Genomic DNA, 18,117 nt, shown 5'->3' on the forward strand with positions numbered 1-18,117 from the left:
AAAAATCATAATATTCAGTTAAATGAAGCGATTTGGAGTAATTACGACCAAAATCAGCAGAATATTAAATCTTTATTGAGTCTTTTATCTAATATCTGAAAACGCCTCACGACCTGACACTTCTTTCCAATTTGCCTCTGGCAGTCCCTACTCGTTTTCCTTACATTCCTACTAACTCAGTGACGAGACGTATACCAAATACGAGCAATAGAAGACGATGAAAGACCAGTTGACGATCTCTATATCAACTATCAATGGCTCAAGACATTGGTACTTCAGTAAAAGGATGCAACGCAACATAAAAACGTTTTTCGTTTTTTTTGTTGTTGCTCTGGCCGCGACCGTAATCTTAATTCATCACTTGTACACTCGCGTTGATAATGCAGCGTTAAAACAAGCTGAATTGACAGAGCATTCACGCACCATGGGTGAAGAGCTCAGCACACTGAAAACACTTAAATCAGAGCTAGAAAATGACCTTTCAGAACGGGAAGAACGGGTACAACTTGTTTCGGAACGTTTGGGTGAATTAGAGAAAGTGCTTGGGGTTGGAGAACATACCTCGACAAATAACTTGGATGCTAGGCTCGATGCAGCGGCGATAACCTCAAACGTTCGCATGGTGTTATTAAACCAAATACCAAGTGGCTCTCCAGTCGGCAACGTACGGCTATCTTCCGGATTCGGTAAGCGTATCCATCCGGTGACAAAAGTTGCCAAAATGCATCGTGGGCTCGATTTTGCCGTAAATATCGGTACCAAAATTTATGCCCCTGCCGATGGGGTAGTGGAAGTTACCCGCCGCAGTAATAAAGGCTCTGGTAACTTCCTCAGGCTACAACATTCTTTCGGTTTTTCGAGTTCTTATTCGCACTTGAAAGCGTTCAAAGTAAAAAGTGGTCAGTTCGTCAAAAAAGGGCAGCTGATTGCAATTTCCGGCAACAGTGGGCTCTCTTCTGGCCCTCACCTGCATTACGAGGTGCGATTTGTTGGGCGAGCACTGAATCCGAAACCATTTGTCGATTGGAGCCTTAATGATTTCGAAGACATTTTTACTAAGGAGCGAAGAATACGATGGGAATCTTTAATCAAAACAGTGGAACAACGAGTAGCTCAGCAGCTTCAACTCTCATCGCCAAAGGCTGTTCTCTTAGCGGAGAACTCAAAGTAGAAAACGATGTCCAGATTGATGGCATCGTCGATGGTCAAATTAACGTGGAAGGCACTCTCGTTGTCGCAGAAAGCGGGCGAGTAAACGGTGAAATCTACGCTAAACAGCTGATCATTAATGGCATGATGGACGGAAACTGTCACGCAGAACACATTCAAGTGCTTGCCAAGGGACGCGTAAGCGGTAGGATCTGGAGCAATAACCTCAGCATTGAACCTGGTGGCAAATTCTTTGGTGAAGCAGCCGAATTACCTGAAAAGGAAGTGGTAACGTTAAAGGGTAAGGCTCAAGACAGTGCGATCACAAAAGAAAATAACACCAACAATGAAAAGCGACTTTCGCGTAAATCAGCATAAAAGCTTTGATTAAAGTGCTTAAAAAAGACGGCTTTCACGCCGTCTTTTTTATTACTATTGCCACGATTTTCGTCAGAAACTACGTGATTATTCGGCCGGATTTAAAACCATTACCGAGCGTTTTGCTTGTGGACCAAAAGCTGATTTTGCATGCGCTTTCACTTCATCTAACGTCACACTCTTAGCCACTTTCTCAACGTCAAGCAACACATCGACGCCGTAATCATGCACCAAATAACGAGTATATGCCCATGATCTCTGTGCTGGGTTGTCATCCAATCCTTGCATCGCGACTGCCAGTTGTTTCGCGGCCGTATCCACTTCTTTTTGGGTAATATTTGACGCTAAACCATCAAACACTTTGCCCAGTTTACTCTCTAAAAGTGCCACGTCTTCGGGCTCAACTTGAGACTCCAAGAGCCAATCAGAGATGGGTTCGCGATCTTGTGTCATGGTGTAAATGCTCGGGCTGTAATCAAGGCTAGACTCTTCTCGCACAATATCCAAAACACGTGCATTACTAATACGTTGCAAAATATCTTCGATAACCGTGTCTCTTGCCGTACGTTGGTAATCGCTCGTATTAGTCAAACGCATTACATACAACGATGAAGGTTCATGCCCATCCGCAATCACAGTTCGCTCCGGCACTTCCGGGTTAAACGCAACGTGATAATCAATCGAACGACTCGGTTTCATTTCGATAGAGGCCACATACTTACGCAAAAGTGGTGTAATTTCTTCCGGCTCTACGTTTGCAACAATAACCATCTTAAAACCATCATTGGTTTTGAAAAGTTGCTCATGCACCGCTAGTATCTGCTCGGAAGTCACTTGTTCAACATCATCACTGGACACTATACGATGACGACTACCCGGCAAATAAGAATTGCCGTTTGCTTTTTGAATCAGTTTTCCCATCGGTGATTCAAAAAAAGCGCCGCTCTGCTGTTTAAACTCTTGCTTCGCTGCTTCCATCTGGCGCTCGTCGACTTTAATCTCCGTCGCTAGGTTGTATAGTCCATTCAAAGCATCAGTTAGGTGCGTATTTGGCGCCGTAATTTGAGCTCCGTGACTGGTCGCATCAAGCATCGCGCCAAGCGCAATGTTGTTTTTGCGTAAGTAGCTATCTAGCTCTGAACCAGAAAATGTCCCTAACCCACTGCGTATTGCCGTTGTTGCTGCGATTTCATAAGCGGCATACAACGTCGGATCAACAGCGGCTTTACCACCTTGGCTCGCATAGTAAATATACGCTCGACCACCCGCTTTAGTATCTTTTTGGAACCACACTTCGATACCGTTTGATAGCGTATAGACTTGAAAACCACCCGCTTCCTGACGCATGCTCGTGATGCTGCCTTCCTGGGTAGGCTTTAAGAATCCATCCACTTTGTCATACATCTCTAACGGTTTTTCGCCAGTTTGAAGATAGGCACTGTTTAGAGCGGCAAATACACCATTGAACTGTTCTGACGTTTCGCTTTTCCCCAAACCAATAAAAAAGCTTGGCTGCTGAGATAACAAAGCCGTCAATTGTGTGTTAATGCTCTCTAAATTCTCGTTGTTGATGAATTCTGCCAAACTCTGGGCATAATTCTCTTTTGATTGGCTGACACTGTCTTGTCCAATTTGAAAAACACGTGCTTCTGCGTAACTGTTTGGCTTACGCTGACTCCAATCTGAATCAATATTTGCAAGTTCACCTTGCCAATTTGACATAACGCTATCTAACTCGGATTGAGTCGCACCATAATCTCTTAACGACGCCAAGGTACGAATGAAAGTCTGGTGCATTTGTTCGCGGCGATCTGGTGCAAACGAAATCCCTGCCGACATCATACGCTGATAGTTAGAGTAATAGGGCTCTGCATAAGCGTATTGAAAAGGTTCAGCGGCATCACTGAGTACACGGATCAAACGCTGTTGAATGAGTTGTGTTGCGACTTCATCACGCCACACTTCATGTTGTTGCTCAATCGTCGCGCTGCCACTTAGACCACGCTCAATCACTAAATGAAGACTTGGTGATTCCATCGTGTTACTTGGCAAGATTCTGTTTTCGTTGTTCACTCGAATATCACGGCGCTTCTCTATTACCGTATCCGAGGTACTTTCCCAGTTCGAGAACTTGCTTTTGATAATCTTGGACAGTGAATCTACGTCGATATTACCAGTCACAATCAACTCGGCATTTTGTGGCTGGTACCACTTGTCGTAAAACGCCTTTAACTTACTTGAGGAAGCATTTTGAATCGCTTCGCGAGTACCAATTGGGTCATGCTCACCATACATAGTGCCTTCAATCGAGGCTTGGTAAGCATGCATAGAAAAGGACTTATCATCTGGATTAGCACGTCGCCATTCCCCGAGAATCACCCCTTTTTCTTTCTCTACTTGCTCAGGAGCAAACTCAAGTCCGTTACCGATATCTCTCATCCACTTCAGGGCATCTTCTAGCTTCGTATTATTCGCAAGGTCAAGTTGGTAAGACGTTTGCTGATAACTGGTAAAAGCGTTGATATCAGCGCCAAAGCTACCACCAGATTGCTCAAAAAGTTTGACAACGTCGTTACCGGTAAAATGCTCACTACCATTAAACGCCATATGCTCAACAAAGTGAGCGTAACCCTTTTGAGAAGATGTTTCTTGGAATGAGCCGATATTCATCACCAAACGGACCGAGACTTCTTGGTCTTCTGTTGGATAGAGATGGTATTTCATACCGTTCGATAACTGGTCCACGTGCCAGTTGGCGTCAGGTTGAATCGGCGTCGACTGTTGTATCAGAGCACACCCTGACACTAATAACGCGGGGACTAACAATATACTGCGCATAACGATTGCCCATAACAATGATTAAGCTAATCAATATATATCCGGTGCTATAACCTTCACATTTTTAATGGATTATCAGACACGCAAATGTGATAAAGATCACCATTTATTGAAATCAATTCTCATTTACAAAAATCGACAAATCCTTACTTTACAAATACATAAATAATATCGTTCCAAATCCTTTTGCTTATTTGGTGTAAAACTCAAATTCGCGACATGGAGTCAGTATTTATTTTGAGCAATAAAATATAATTATTGAACAGATTCGAATCTGACTTTCTGCTGCATATTCAACAGCGCAGAGAGCACTGATGAGAATAAAAACACAACAACTATTATTCAAAGATCTATTATTCGCTTTATGTTCAAAAATCTATCATTAAAAAACAAACTGGCAATCTCTGCCAGTGCCGCCATCATTCTAGGGGGAGTGCTGGTAGAGGGGCTGTCTTTTCGAGATTCATTAAATAGGCTCGATGTCGAAGTCGCACAGCGACTAGAAAGCACTAGCGCATCTTACAATCAATACGTAAAGGACTGGCTACTCTCTAAAGAGCGCGCACTGACTTCACTCTCTTCTGATTCAGAGAAACGTTCTCTGGTTACGCATTTGAAACAAGTCCGAGACTCTGGCGCGTTCGATAACGTTTTCCTCGCTTACCCGGACGGGTCACAAGACAACGCTAATGGGGTGGTTTTGCCACCAGGTAATAACGATCCTCGTAAGTGGGGCTGGTACACCAATGCAATCGCCAACCCATCGAAAGTCTTTATGGATAACCCGACCGTCGCAGCTGCCACGGGGGCTAACGTCGTGTCGCTCGGTAAAGCCCTGCAATTGCATGGTCAAACCGTCGTTCTGGGTGCTGACGTAGAGATCGGTGATATCCTGAACAGTCTCAACCAAGTGATCCTACCGGGTGAAGGTTATATGTTTATTGCCAATGAACAGGGCAATATTTTCACTCATAACAACGGTAAACTGCTGAATCAACCGGTTAGCAAGCTGGGCCTCAACAACAACGACATTACGTCTGCCGCACGTTCAGGTACAGAGCGTCGCGTCTCTATTAACGGCACCGAATATGTGATTTACGCGCGCCACATAGAGGGTACCAAACTCACAACGGTCACAGTGTTAGATCAAAACTCGTTGGTTGCCCCACTTTACGATGCAGTTTGGGATCAAATCATCGCAACCACTATCGTCGTCGTTATCTGTGTGGCTTTGTTTAACCTGCTATGTAACATCTTGTTCCGTCCGCTCTACAATGTTTCGAATGCGCTTGCGCAAATCGCCAACGGTAGCGGCGATCTGACTCAACGCATCAAAGTAGAAAACCGTGACGAAGTTGGTGAGCTGGCTGAAAACTTCAACCAGTTCGTTGAAAGTTTGCAGCAACTTATTGGTCACATTCGTCACCAAGCGGAAGAACTGAGCCAACAATCGGAGCTGAGCACGACTCGCGCGAATCAATCGGTTTCCGATCTGAACCATCAGCAACAAGAAATCACTATGGTGGCGACCGCTGTGACTGAAATGGCATCAGCAACGCAAGAGATTGCAGCACATGCAGAGCAGACGGCTAAAGCCGCTCAAGACTCTTCAGCAAGCACACAAAACGGTCATGAGTTGGTGATCAATTCCAAATCGTCCATCAATAATTTGTCTTCTGAAGTCAACCAAGCGAGCGTTGTCATCGGTGAGCTCAACCAGCACGCGCAAGACATCTCAACCGTGCTATCAACGATTCGAGACATCGCAGAGCAAACCAACTTACTGGCTCTGAATGCGGCGATTGAAGCGGCGCGTGCAGGTGAACAAGGTCGCGGTTTTGCCGTTGTTGCAGACGAGGTTCGCGTGCTATCACAACGCACACACACCTCAACCGAAGAGATTCGCTCGACGATCGAGACCTTGCAGCAAACCACACAACGCGCAGTGGCCATCATGGATACAAGCTCTCAGCTCGCGCAAGGTTCGGTGGAAGATGCTGATCGCGCAGCACTGGCTCTGGATGAAATCAACGCGGCCGTTGCGCTGATCAGCGATATGGCAACGCAAATCGCGACCGCCGCCGAAGAGCAAACGCACGTAACCAATGAAATCACGCAAAACGTCACGTCCATTAAAGATGTGACCGATCACTTGGTAGTTGGTGCCGAAGAATCGATGAATCAATCTGCTGAGCTGAAATCGCAAGCTGAGGATCTCAACTCGAAAGTAGCAACATTTAAACTGGCTTAAACGCCACATTAAGGACGCTCTTAAAAACAACAAACCCCGCTAGCGACTTTGTTACTAGCGGGGTTTGTTTTTATGGATCGACGTTTTTATTGCAGATAGCTTTCGAAAGACGTAAACCTACACGGCCACACACATCGGCGTGCCTGAGATTGGGTCGTTAAATACTCTCGCTTGTAAATCAAACACCGATGCCAACATACCTTCTGTCAGTACCTCTTGCGGTGTTCCCTGCGTGACTAACTGACCTTTTTCCAACACCACCAAATGATCGCAGTAACGGCACGCTTGGTTTAGATCGTGCAGCACTACGACCACTGTTTTGCCTTTGTCGTTCATCTGCCTCATGAGTTTCATCAGCTCAACTTGGTGAGAGAGATCCAAGTAAGTGGTTGGCTCATCAAGCATCACTACGTCGGTATCTTGCGCCATTACCATCGCAATCCACGCCCTTTGCCTTTGACCGCCAGACAGCGATTCAACTGGCTTGTCAGCAAACTCAATCACGCCAGTATCTTGCATTGCTTGCTCGACTAAGGTCTTGTCTTGTTGACTTAACCGGCCCCAATGAGAGAGATAAGGCGAGCGGCCATATTCGACCAGTTTTCTGACGGTAATACCTTCAGGACTGACAAGAATCTGCGGCAGCAAAGACAACGAACGCGCCAAGCGTTTATCACCGTAGCTGCTTAGTGGTTTGTCGTCATACAACACTTGGCCAGAAGCGGGTTTATTGATGCGTACCAAGGTTTTTAATAGTGTCGATTTACCGCAACCATTTGGACCAACTAGTGCGGTAATTTTACCTTGAGGAATCGACAAAGAGAGATCTGGAATGATGGTCTGTTTGCCGTACGCGACGGATAAGTTCTGCGTTCGTAACATGCTTACCAACCTCTATAACGATACAAAAGAAAAATGAAATATGGTGCGCCAATAACAGATGTCAGCACTCCCGCTGGTAGCTCAATTGGTGGCTGTAAGCCTCTCGCTAAACCATCGGCGCAAATCACCAACAAAGCGCCAAGGGTTGCAGCGGCTGGAATCAACAACTTGTGGTTGTGGCCAAACAGCAAACGCGCAAGATGCGGCGCAAGCAGGCCAACAAAGCTGATCGTGCCTGCCACAGACACACTGATACTCGCCAATAGCACGGCAGCAATCAACGCAATAATTTGGATCTGTCTTGGTTTCGTGCCAAGTGTAGTGGCGCTTTCTTCTCCCAGTCCCATAACATCTAGCCGCCAAGCCAGCCAAAACGCCAATGGTAGTAGCAGCAATAAAGCACTCCAAATAAACGGCACTTGTTGCCAGTTTCGTCCCCACAAACTGCCGGTTAGCCATACCATCGCCGTGTTGATTTCAATAGGGTGCACAATCAGAAGAAAATCGATACCGCTAGCTAAAAATGCGCTGACAGCAACACCAATCAGCGCCAAACGTGCTGGTGTTGGTTTCGACCAGTAAGCCAGCACAGCAATAAAGCCAGCAGCAAGCAAGCCTCCCGCCATGGCGACCATCGGCAACATTGCCACTGGCGCATTCGGATACAGCACCAAACAAGCGGTAGCCGCCAGTCCTGCTCCGGCGCTTATCCCCATTAAATCTGGTGAGGCAAGTGGATTACGGATGACACCTTGAACTAAAACGCCTGACAGCCCCAACCCAGCGCCCACGCCAATGGCGAGCAACATTCTCGGTAATCGATATTGGTGAATCACAAAGTCCGAGTCAGAGAAAGAAAACAGTAATGCAAAAACCTGTTGAGCCGACATGTTCGCCGCACCAACAAACAGCGTGAGAGAAGACGCAATCAGCAACAATCCAACTAATGCAAACAGTTTGGTTTGATTCATCATGATGATTTCCTCATTGCAATCGCGATAAAGCAAGGTGTGCCCAACAGCGCGGTAATCACGCCCACTGGCGTTTCAGCCGGAAAAGCAATCGCTCGTGATAAAGCATCTGACCACGTCACCAATGCCGCGCCACACAAGGCGGAAACCGGAATGAGAATGTGATAGTTGTGACCAACAATCGGGCGTACCAAGTGCGGCACTAACAACCCGACAAAGCCAATTGGCCCTGCAATAGCTACGCTAGTACCTGCCAACAGCACAACCGCTAAACCACTGATTAATCGCGTAAGACGAATGTTACCACCTAGCCCAACAGCGACTTCGTCCCCCAACGCGAGTAAATTTAAGTTTCGCGCTAAGCCCATGGCGAGCACCAAACCTAAAGTCGCAAAAGGCCACAGTTGCTGCCACTGCTCAGAATCTACCGCAGAGAGTGAACCCGTTAACCAATGCAACACGCTGTAAGCCATGTCATCCGCCAAAATTACCGACGCACGAGTTAACCCTATCAGCAGTGCACTGATGGCAATGCCCGCTAGCACTAAACGCAATGGGTGAGAACGCGCGGAGAAAAAACCGCCCAACAACATGACCGCACCACCACTTAGTAGCGCGCCGAGTACTGCGTTGATGATTGGGTTCAATTGACTAAAGAATGGTACGCCGATGGACGCCAAGGCCATAAAACACGCCGCACCGGCATTAATGCCGAGAATGGATGGCGACGCCAAAGGGTTACGAGTTAATCCTTGCATCAGCACTCCGGATACCGCAAGCGAAGCGCCAATTAATAACCCAGCATAGGCACGAGGCGCACGCAACGTCGCGAGGATTTGATGCAGCATATTGCCCTCATCAAACGCAAACCAATAGCTTGTCAGGTCATTAACGCTCAAAGAAAAGTTAGACCAGCCAATCATTGAGGCGGTATAGCCTGACAGCGTACACAACGCCATAGCACAGACAAACAAGCTCGCTTTCCAATGCGGTTTTCTAACCGAAGTCGGGCTTTCTGAGATTATCGACGCACTCATGAGCGCTCCAATAACGCTTCAAGATTACGGGCAATTTCTTCCGCAGCCAACATGCCGCGATTTAACGACCACAGCTCAGGAGAGACCTCAACAAGTTGCTGTTTTTTCGCAGCGGTTAGCAGCTTAAATAATGGGGTTTTGCGCCACTCATCCACAATATTTGGTTGAGAGTAAAGTCCAACTAACAACCAATCAGGGTTGGTTTTTAGTAAAAGTTCGAAACTGGTTGGGATATACGCTTTTTGCTCAGATGGAGCCAGCGGGCTTTGGATGCCCAGCGTACTCAAAACGCCCCCAGCGTAAGAAACCGGGCTATGCAGCCACATCCCTTTGTCAGAAACCACACCAAACTGAATGGTTTCTTGTGTCGCAAAATGCTGTTTGAACTCCGCCATTGTCTGTTTGTGCTGCTCAATTCGTTGTGTCATTTTCGCTTGTTTGCCAATTGCCACGCCGATTTTGTGTGCGGATTCGAGATTTTCTTGATATGTCTCACCACGGCTTTTTAGCAGCAAGGTTGGCGCAATTCGCTGCAAATCTTGATAAATCGCACGATGACGTTCTGCATCAGCAATGATCAAATCCGGCTTGAGCACCGCAATCGCCTCTAAACTCGGTTGTGAGCGCATGCCGACCGATTGCCAAGGTTCAATCTTGGCTCGAACAGCAGGGATAACTCGTGTGGCATCGTTGTCATCGGCAACGCCTACCGGTGAGACATCGACTGCCGCTAATGCATCGACAAACGAAAATTCTAAAACCACAATACGTTGAGGTATCGCTTCTAGCTCAAAAGTGCCTTGCTCATCTTGCACGCTACGCACCTGAGCACTTGCGGAAAATGACATAAAAACTGAGCTCAACAGCATCAGCAAAACGGTTGAAAAGTGTTTGATCGTAAATTGTTTTTTATTTTTCATCTTGCTTTTTTCCAGTGCTAAGTGTTTTCCAGTACCTAAGATCGGCAAAGTCGCCAAGGTAAATTGGCGACTTTTCTTTTCAAACTCGGTGAACGAAACGCTTAAAACTGATAGTTCAGATCCAGTGTGTAAGAGCGTCCCGGAGCTGGGTACCGACCAACTGGGCTTGTATCAATCCCGCGGAAGTAATACTCCTCGTCAAACAAGTTGTTCACCGCAACATTCATGCGTAACTTGCCTTTGTCGTCTTTGTATAAATCCGTCCCCAAATTGAAATTCCACACCATGTAAGATGGTACTTTACCCGTTGCGCCTGTTGCATCTTCGGCACTGGTGTTGGCGTTATCGGTATACGAGTCACTGAAGTAGAAGCCCGATAGCGTGGTGTCCATGCCGTAAAATGCGTAGGTTGCATCCCAACCAAGCTGATGCTTAGAGGTGTAAGGCAGTTGATTACCTTTATTCGCGCCTTCTTCTTCAAGCGTAGCGTCTAGATAGTTGTAGCTTGCGCCTAAACTCAGTGCAGGTAGTGCTTCAGGCACGTAACGAGCAGAAAGCTCTATGCCTTGGTGAAGTGTTTTTCCGATGTTATCGAAGGTCTGCGTTGAACTTTGCCATTGCAATTGATCCTCAAAGTCGATGCGATAAAGTGCAGCGTTAAAGCTGGTCGCATCTTGGGTGTAACGCGCGCCGACTTCGTAGTTCCAAGCCAGTTCGCTACCTTCTTCACCCAAACCTCGGATGTAGGCAATTTGTGGCGCACGAAGTGATTTTTGCGCGTTCGCATACGTCACCCACTGGTCAGTTAAGTTGTATGCCACCGTCAAACCTGGCAACCATTCCGTCACGGTGTTGTCTGCCGTTTGTTTTTTACCACGATCGGTAAACGTCATTCGAACCGACTCAACACGCAACCCAGGCGTTACCTTCAATGTATCATTGAACAAACCAATTTCGTTGCTAACGTATCCAGCAAACGCGTCCGTATCTAAATGCCAATCACGCGGAACGCTGGTTGCACCACCGGCGATTGGAGTCTGAGTGAGTTTGTAGTCGATGTCTTCGTTAACATAACGGGTACCCACGATCCAGTTTTGAGTAACGGATTTACCTTCGCCAAAGTACATCGCCATTTTTGGCTCTATACCATACACGGTAAATTCACGTGGTGAGGTACGAACGTCCGTCGCTGGCAGAGCCGGATCCGCCCAATGGCCACCCGCGCTGTTAAAGCCCCACTTGAAAAGACGCTCTGACTTATGGCCAAACGTTAGCACTTCTAGCTCGGCACTGTCGGCAAATGGCAAATCGTGGATGTACTTAACACTCCAGCGCGTCGACTTACCTTCATAATCATCGTAAGGACGTTTCGATTGGTGACGATCTTGTTCGTAGTCTTGTGGCGAAAGTGCGCCCGGCATTTGCGTTTCAGCATCGTAACGTTGCAGGAATGCTTGAATCTCTTGAGTGTCACTCAATAGCCACTGTGCTTTAGCTTGAAAGTTCTTCACGTCCGTATCGGAATGTTCACGGAAGCTTTCACCTTTTAGGAAGTTACCTTCCAACTGCAGTGCAAACGTGTCGCTTAACCAGCCGCCCGTGCGCAGGTAAAAATCATTCAGCGGCGCATCACCGCCATCAAACACGGTAAGGCGGTTACTGATTTCAGTTTGCCACGTGTGTGGAATCGGTTTGGTCACTAAGTTGATCACACCACCGACGTTGTTTGGGCCGTACTGTACTGCGGCACCACCGCGTACAATGTCAATACGATCAAGCATCGACAGTGTTGCTGGGAAGATAGACTGACCAGTGTGACCATATGGCGCAAGTGTTAGCGGTACACCATCCATCAAAAACTGAGCATGACCACTACGGCTTGCTTTCAAACCACGTACGGAAATGTTAGGCAATACGCCCGTTCCGCTTTCATCCTGAACTTTAATACCCGGCACGCGCTGTAGCGCGTTATCAATCGAGCCTGCGGCGGTTTTCTCGATTTGATCGCGGGTAATGACGGTACGAGCACCTGGGTACTCTTTGACGTCTTCAATTTCAGAGTTACCAATCACACTACCAGTGACAACGACAGTTTCCATCGCGGTAGTTTGTCCTTTTTTAGCAGGAGCGGCAACCGCGCTCATGGATGTGGCAGAAGCGATTGCAATCGCAAGCACACTGTAAGTGGTAGACAAACCAGCACGTACACGCACTTTACCATCCAAATTCTGGTAAGACATTAAGATCTCCTTTGCGAGAAATTGAGCCTCGGGCAGAATACATCCCGTAGGCTCTCGGGGCTAAACATCCTCAATATGAGGAAAAAATCGGCTAACAGGCGCTAACTACGCACAAAAAGCCTAGAACTGATATCCGTAGCTGAGCATGAACTCGGCTGGTGCGCCGTAGCCAATCTGGTTTAAGCCAGACGTGCCGTTTGTTGCGCCAAGAATGTATTTCTCATCCAAAATGTTGTAAGCGTTCGCTTGGATTTTGTGACGACCAGTGGTGTACGCCGCCATCAAATCCACCGTTGTGTAATCGCCAAGTGCGACGGCTTCGTCGTTACCTGCGTAACGGTCGCCCACGTACTTCACACCACCGCCTAAACGCCAGTTGTCATCCAATTGGTAAGTGCTCCAAAGAGAGAACAAGTGGTCTGATACATCGTTAGGCTTTTTGCCTGTGGCTTTGTCTTCCGCATCTAAGTAGCTGTAACCAACAGAGATGTCCCACTGTTTGGTGATTTGACCGCGAGCCTCTAATTCAATACCTTGGTGACGCACTTCAATTTTATCGATCACATCGCCGTCCACGTTAGTTTGTGGTTGCTCTTGATCAATCTGGAACAGTGCCGCATTCAACATTAATGCGTTATCCAGCAGGTACGCTTTCGCACCCACCTCTTTTAAGTCGGTGTGGAAGAATTCCGCCAATTTTGGATTGATGTAGATACCAGCGTACGGTAACTGCCAAGAGCGCGCTAAACTGGCGTATACGGATGTGTCGGAATTGATGCGGTATACCAAACCAGCACGGTAGCTGACTTTGTCATCATCCAATTTTTCCTTATCTGAGCCCGCTTTTTGTTGTTCGAGTTCCATCGAGTCGTAACGCACGTTACCGATCAAAGAAAGGTCACCCCACGTATAGACGTCTTGCACATACAAACCTGTCGTGGTGGTGGTATTGTCACGAAATGGCTTAAAGCCCGGATCAGGCGTTGGACCAACGACTGGGTCGTAGATATTTTGCGGAGGAAGCGTTTTGTCACTTGCCAACGTTAGGTCGATATCGATCTGGTTGAAATCTGCACCCACCATCAATTGATTGTCCCTGGTTTCCCAAACCAACTCAGATTGTAAAGTGGTCGTAGTACGTGGATCGTAACCAAAGTTGTTGACGGTTTGAGACACTTCATTACCCGCCACTTTGCCCTGACGCGTGCCTTTTTGCTCAAGTTCGATATGGTTGAACGCCGCTCGGTTGTTCCATACCCATTGATCATTCAGACGCCATTCGTAATCCACCGCAATACGGAGACTGTCTGACTCCTGATAGTCGTTTGTGCCGCCAAAGTAAGTGCTTACTGGCAAATCAACTGGCTTGCCATTTTTTGATGGCACACCACGATATGGCACTAATTCTTGATGGGCGTATTCCACGTCAACATCAATGGTGTGACCATCCGCTGGTAACACACGAATGGTCGGTGCAATGAAGAAATCGTTTGAATCAACATGATCAACGTACGAGTCGGCTTGACGGTATTCCAAGTTAATACGCCCGTTGACCTTATCTGTAAACGCCATTGAGCTGTCGACCTGACCAACATATTGGTTGTTGCTGCCTACACTACCGTTTACGTGAGTAAAATTCTCACCGTTAGCGCGTTTCGTCACCAAGTTGATGATGCCCCCAGCCGAACCACGGCCATACAAAGCACCCGCAGGGCCTTTCACAATTTCAACGCGTTCAACGTTCGCTAAGCTGCGGTAAGACTGCAACGTACCGTCATCTCGCAAGCCATCACGGTACATATCGTTGAGTGAATCAAAACCACGGATCATGAACTGATCGCGGCTGCCTTCACCCAAGGTGTTATTGACCCCGGCTACCCCATCTAGCGCATCCACTAAACGCACCGCGCCTCGGTCTTGCATTTCTGTTTTCGTTACTACGGATACCGCTTGTGGCACATCAAGCCATTCCACATCGGTTTTGGTGCCTGATTGAGGCATGTGTTCAGCATAACCTTCGTACTGATGACCGAAGACTTGAATCGTTTCAGTTGCTGATGGGGTTGAGTTCGTCTCTTCTGAAGCCACTGCGCTTGGTGCTACTAATGAAGAACCAATCGCGACCGCCAAGGGGGTCAGGGTCAATAATTTATTCATTCCATAATTCCGTTTAGTTGTTATAAAGCCAACGGATGGAAATAAGAACAAATATTATTTCTATTTGCAATATTAATTTTATGCTCTATATTTATTTACCCTAAAAACACAACTAACAACAAAAAAAACCAAATATCATAACAATAAATACTAAAACTTCTGCCCTCCGTCTCGAGAGAGGCACATTGGAAGACGACCGTGAGCGACTTTATCAACGTTAGAAGAAAATGTTAGAAAATTAGGAAAGCTCATGAAATCTACGATGATTATCGTAAGTCATGTCGTTAACGATGCAGTCACTCACGGCTTTGTGCCTGCAGCTAAAGCGATGGACCTTCACGTCGTTCTTATCACCGACCATAAGCTCAGCCATTTAGAGTTGGCGAGTCATGATAGTCACTTTAATCCGGATACCATTCTAGAATGTGATGTCTTCAACCCATTAGAACTCATCGAAACCATCACGGAGCATGAATTAAAGCCAGACGCTATTTTCAGCAATAGTGATCACTTACAAACTTCCACCGCCATCTGCGCGCAATTTTTTGGCCTCCCATCCAAAGATTGGTCTGTCACGTTAAAGGCCAAAAACAAACACTTAACTCGACAAGTGTTAAATGAAAAATCCTTACCCAACACACAAAGCTGTTTGCTGCATCGCCATTCGAATGTGGCATTAGGCATGGCCTTCCCTGTCGTAGCAAAACCCAAAGAAGGCGTGGCAAGTTTAGATGTACAGCGCTGTGACTCCCAAAGCGAGCTCGATGCTTACTGCGAGGCGTTTTGGCAAAAGCACCCAAACGCCGCCATTCTGGTGGAGCAGTTTCTTCAAGGACCGTTGGTTACGCTCGAAACTTTAGGAGACGGTAACCAACTTATCGCCGTGGGCGGTTTTGATGTGTCGCTCTCTGAGCCGCCTTACTTTATCGAAACCGCCGCAGACTGGAACGGACCAAACGGCATTGCTCACCGAGAAGCTTGCTTGGCTCAACTGAAAGCGTTCGGCGTTGGTTTTGGAGTTTGCCACAGCGAATTTATTATTACGGAAAATGGCCCGGTTCTGGTGGAAATTAACTACCGCAGTATTGGAGATGGCCGCGAATTCTTGCTCAACAATCTCGCTCCCTTCGGTTGGTTTAGCACGATTTTGGGTCTGCATCTGGGTCGAAGATTGGACGGCGATTACCAAATTCATGGGTCAGCGCACGTGCACTACGTAGTTGCGGAACACAGTGGTGTGATTGACGGAGGTTCGACGTCGTTCATCCAACACGATGACGATATCATCACCCAGCAACAGGTACTAAAAACCGCTGGAGAACACTTCCAACAGAGTTATTCCAATAAGGATTATCTCGCCCGAATTTCGATTGTCTCACCATCAGGGCGAAACCTCGACCAAGCGCTGCAGAACGCGCTTAGCAATTTCGATCTAGCTCCGACTCGTGAGGTGGCAGCATGAATGACAACGCTTTGTATCTAACGCAACGATTGATCGACACTTGCTTGCGCGAAGACATGTTTGGCATTTTGTCGAAGGCCAAGTTCAGTAGAGACGCGCCAAAAGGGGTAATTGTTCCTCAAGACGAGCAAGTCTGGCTGATATTTGCCAACTCTGATTTCACGTTGTATTTACCTGTTGCGCCAACGTATTACATGCAGCACTGGCGCTACGGTCACGCCAATGACGAAACACCACCAGGTTGGTGGGTGGAGAAAAATGGCCAAGTCGAGCATCAACAGCATTACAAAGAGTGGATTGCGCTACTAACGACACTGGCGCACGAGAGCTCTCACGAGTTGCTGGCGGGATACCTTCAAGAACTGGAATGTGCAGAGAAACACAAAGCGCTGTGTGACCAAGCGTTTCATCATCATGCAGACCACATTTCTCAACCAATATCCGAGCTTGGTTCTTGGCATCAAAAACTGCTGCTAGCCGACCAGATCGCTTCTTACCTTGACCATCCGTACTATCCAACTGCGCGGGCGAAGTTTGGCCTGAGCGATGAAGACCTTGCTAAGTACGCGCCCGAGTTCGCACAAAGCTTTGCTCTGCATTGGATTGCGATTGAAAAATCACTGGTAACATTAACCAGCGGACAACCTGATTGCTGGCCAACCATGGAGCAAGTGGGGCTTCCTGCTGATTTTGCACTGAGCCACGTTCTGTTCCCTGCACATCCGCTCACCCTGCGATCTTTAGAAGCCTTACCCGAAGGTGTGATAGAAGCGCCTTTAACGTATCTAGACGTGACGCCGACGCTTTCCGTTCGTACTGTGGTCGTCAACGAGGCACCGCACATTCACATCAAGGTTCCGCTGATCATGCGATCGCTAGGCACGAAAAATATTCGCTTAATCAAGCCTTCAACACTGTATGACGGCCACTGGTTTGAACGCCTACTCAGCCACCTTGAACAAACGGACGCCGATTTAAACAGTCGCTTGTTCCATTGCAACGAAAAACACGGTGGACACATCGGCGAGGATAAAACCTTCGCGTACATCGTACGTGAGTACCCACTTACTCATTGCGAAGACAAAGCGTTAGTTCCGGTTGCAGCACTAGCAAGCCCAATGCCTGACGACCGCTTGTTCTTAGAACATTTGGCAGAACATTACTATCAACAAGATACGCTGGCGTGGTTCCAAGATTACGTCGATCTATTATTCCAAGTGCACCTCACCTTGTGGCTTCGTTATGGCATCGCATTGGAGTCCAACCAGCAAAACGCCATCATTGCATTTGATCAACAGGGCAAAATGACGCTCGCGATGAAAGACAACGACGCGGCGCGAATTTGGCCAGAGCGCTTCCACTTTGCAACAGAGCATGCAGCCCAAAAACACGGCGCAAAACTACTTCCAGTGGATTGCGATGAACTGCTCGACCAACGCATCAAAGTCGACAATGAATTGGCGCTCGGTCAGATGTTTACCACCATCACACTGCAACTGGATATCGCAGTGATTGTAGAATCTATGGCAGCGAAGGGCATTGCCTCTTCAGCATCGCTTTACGCCATCGTGGCCAAAAGCATTGCAGAGCAACTCAACCGATTGGAAGGCGAAGGGTTAGAGACAAAACTGGCACGCGAGTTACTGCAAGAGGCGCCTGATTTGTACGCCAAGTACTTGTTGAGCTCTGGCAGTTTGCTCTCGAAAGAAGCCTCCGGCGCGAGTGACATCAATAAGTTCTATGGTTTGTCGGCTCCGAACTTCTTGCTGCTTTCTAACGAAGAAGCGCAACGCGCCTACTTAGAAGCCATCAAAAAAAGCGTACGTTAAACG

At 47.4% G+C, this 18,117-nt stretch carries 12 protein-coding genes; 5 read left to right on the forward strand and 7 right to left on the reverse strand.

Annotated elements, in window-relative coordinates:
- Window positions 1-217: 217 nt before the first annotated feature.
- Window positions 218-1,171 (forward strand): M23 family metallopeptidase, encoded by a 954-nt coding sequence (locus tag R7Z49_RS02535; RefSeq protein ID WP_005374721.1) that lies wholly within the window; start codon window positions 218-220, stop codon window positions 1,169-1,171.
- Window positions 1,075-1,527: a polymer-forming cytoskeletal protein gene (locus R7Z49_RS02540; protein WP_080276973.1), complete on the forward strand. Its 453-nt coding sequence runs from the start codon at window positions 1,075-1,077 to the stop codon at window positions 1,525-1,527. The genes R7Z49_RS02535 and R7Z49_RS02540 overlap by 97 nt, the downstream gene beginning before the upstream one ends.
- Before the next feature lie 87 nt (window positions 1,528-1,614).
- Here the strand turns inward: R7Z49_RS02540 and R7Z49_RS02545 are convergent, their stop codons facing one another.
- Window positions 1,615-4,365, reverse strand: coding sequence for a M16 family metallopeptidase (locus tag R7Z49_RS02545; protein WP_318111291.1), 2,751 nt, complete (start codon window positions 4,363-4,365; stop codon window positions 1,615-1,617).
- A gap of 364 nt (window positions 4,366-4,729) precedes the next feature.
- On the opposite strand from R7Z49_RS02545, the gene R7Z49_RS02550 reads away from it, so the two are divergent.
- Window positions 4,730-6,616 (forward strand): methyl-accepting chemotaxis protein, encoded by a 1,887-nt coding sequence (locus tag R7Z49_RS02550; RefSeq protein WP_054575394.1) that lies wholly within the window; start codon window positions 4,730-4,732, stop codon window positions 6,614-6,616.
- Between the two features lie 117 nt (window positions 6,617-6,733).
- Here R7Z49_RS02550 and fecE read toward each other — a convergent pair whose 3' ends face one another.
- The 6 genes from fecE to R7Z49_RS02580 all read right to left on the reverse strand — a co-directional run bounded on the left by fecE (window position 6,734) and on the right by R7Z49_RS02580 (window position 14,823).
- Window positions 6,734-7,498, reverse strand: coding sequence for a Fe(3+) dicitrate ABC transporter ATP-binding protein FecE (gene fecE / locus R7Z49_RS02555; RefSeq protein ID WP_054575393.1), 765 nt, complete (start codon window positions 7,496-7,498; stop codon window positions 6,734-6,736).
- A gap of 2 nt (window positions 7,499-7,500) precedes the next feature.
- The gene (locus tag R7Z49_RS02560; protein WP_047102431.1) at window positions 7,501-8,472 is read right to left on the reverse strand and encodes a FecCD family ABC transporter permease; all 972 of its coding nucleotides are present in this window, start codon (window positions 8,470-8,472) and stop codon (window positions 7,501-7,503) included.
- Window positions 8,469-9,428, reverse strand: a complete 960-nt coding sequence (locus R7Z49_RS02565) for a FecCD family ABC transporter permease (RefSeq protein WP_411913020.1) — start codon at window positions 9,426-9,428, stop codon at window positions 8,469-8,471. The genes R7Z49_RS02560 and R7Z49_RS02565 overlap by 4 nt, the downstream gene beginning before the upstream one ends.
- A gap of 74 nt (window positions 9,429-9,502) precedes the next feature.
- Entirely contained in the window at window positions 9,503-10,426 is a 924-nt protein-coding gene (locus R7Z49_RS02570; protein ID WP_054578604.1) for a Fe(3+) dicitrate ABC transporter substrate-binding protein FecB, read from the reverse strand.
- 101 nt (window positions 10,427-10,527) lie between these two features.
- Entirely contained in the window at window positions 10,528-12,666 is a 2,139-nt protein-coding gene (pvuA, locus tag R7Z49_RS02575; protein ID WP_132936228.1) for a TonB-dependent siderophore vibrioferrin receptor PvuA, read from the reverse strand.
- Window positions 12,667-12,786: 120 nt separating this feature from the next.
- Window positions 12,787-14,823: a TonB-dependent receptor gene (locus R7Z49_RS02580; protein WP_132936227.1), complete on the reverse strand. Its 2,037-nt coding sequence runs from the start codon at window positions 14,821-14,823 to the stop codon at window positions 12,787-12,789.
- A 250-nt stretch (window positions 14,824-15,073) separates the two neighbouring features.
- Between R7Z49_RS02580 and R7Z49_RS02585 the strand changes: the two genes are divergently transcribed.
- Together R7Z49_RS02585 and R7Z49_RS02590 are read left to right on the forward strand one after the other, a co-directional pair.
- Window positions 15,074-16,285: an acetyl-CoA carboxylase biotin carboxylase subunit family protein gene (locus R7Z49_RS02585; RefSeq protein ID WP_005383468.1), complete on the forward strand. Its 1,212-nt coding sequence runs from the start codon at window positions 15,074-15,076 to the stop codon at window positions 16,283-16,285.
- On the forward strand, window positions 16,282-18,114 hold the full coding sequence (locus tag R7Z49_RS02590; protein WP_318111299.1) for an IucA/IucC family protein: 1,833 nt from the start codon (window positions 16,282-16,284) through the stop codon (window positions 18,112-18,114). Before R7Z49_RS02585 ends, R7Z49_RS02590 begins: the two co-directional genes overlap by 4 nt.
- The last annotated feature ends 3 nt before the right edge of the window (window positions 18,115-18,117 follow it).

Origin of the sequence: Vibrio sp. 1562, assembly GCF_033340155.1 — a bacterium.
GTDB lineage: Bacteria > Pseudomonadota > Gammaproteobacteria > Enterobacterales > Vibrionaceae > Vibrio > Vibrio alginolyticus.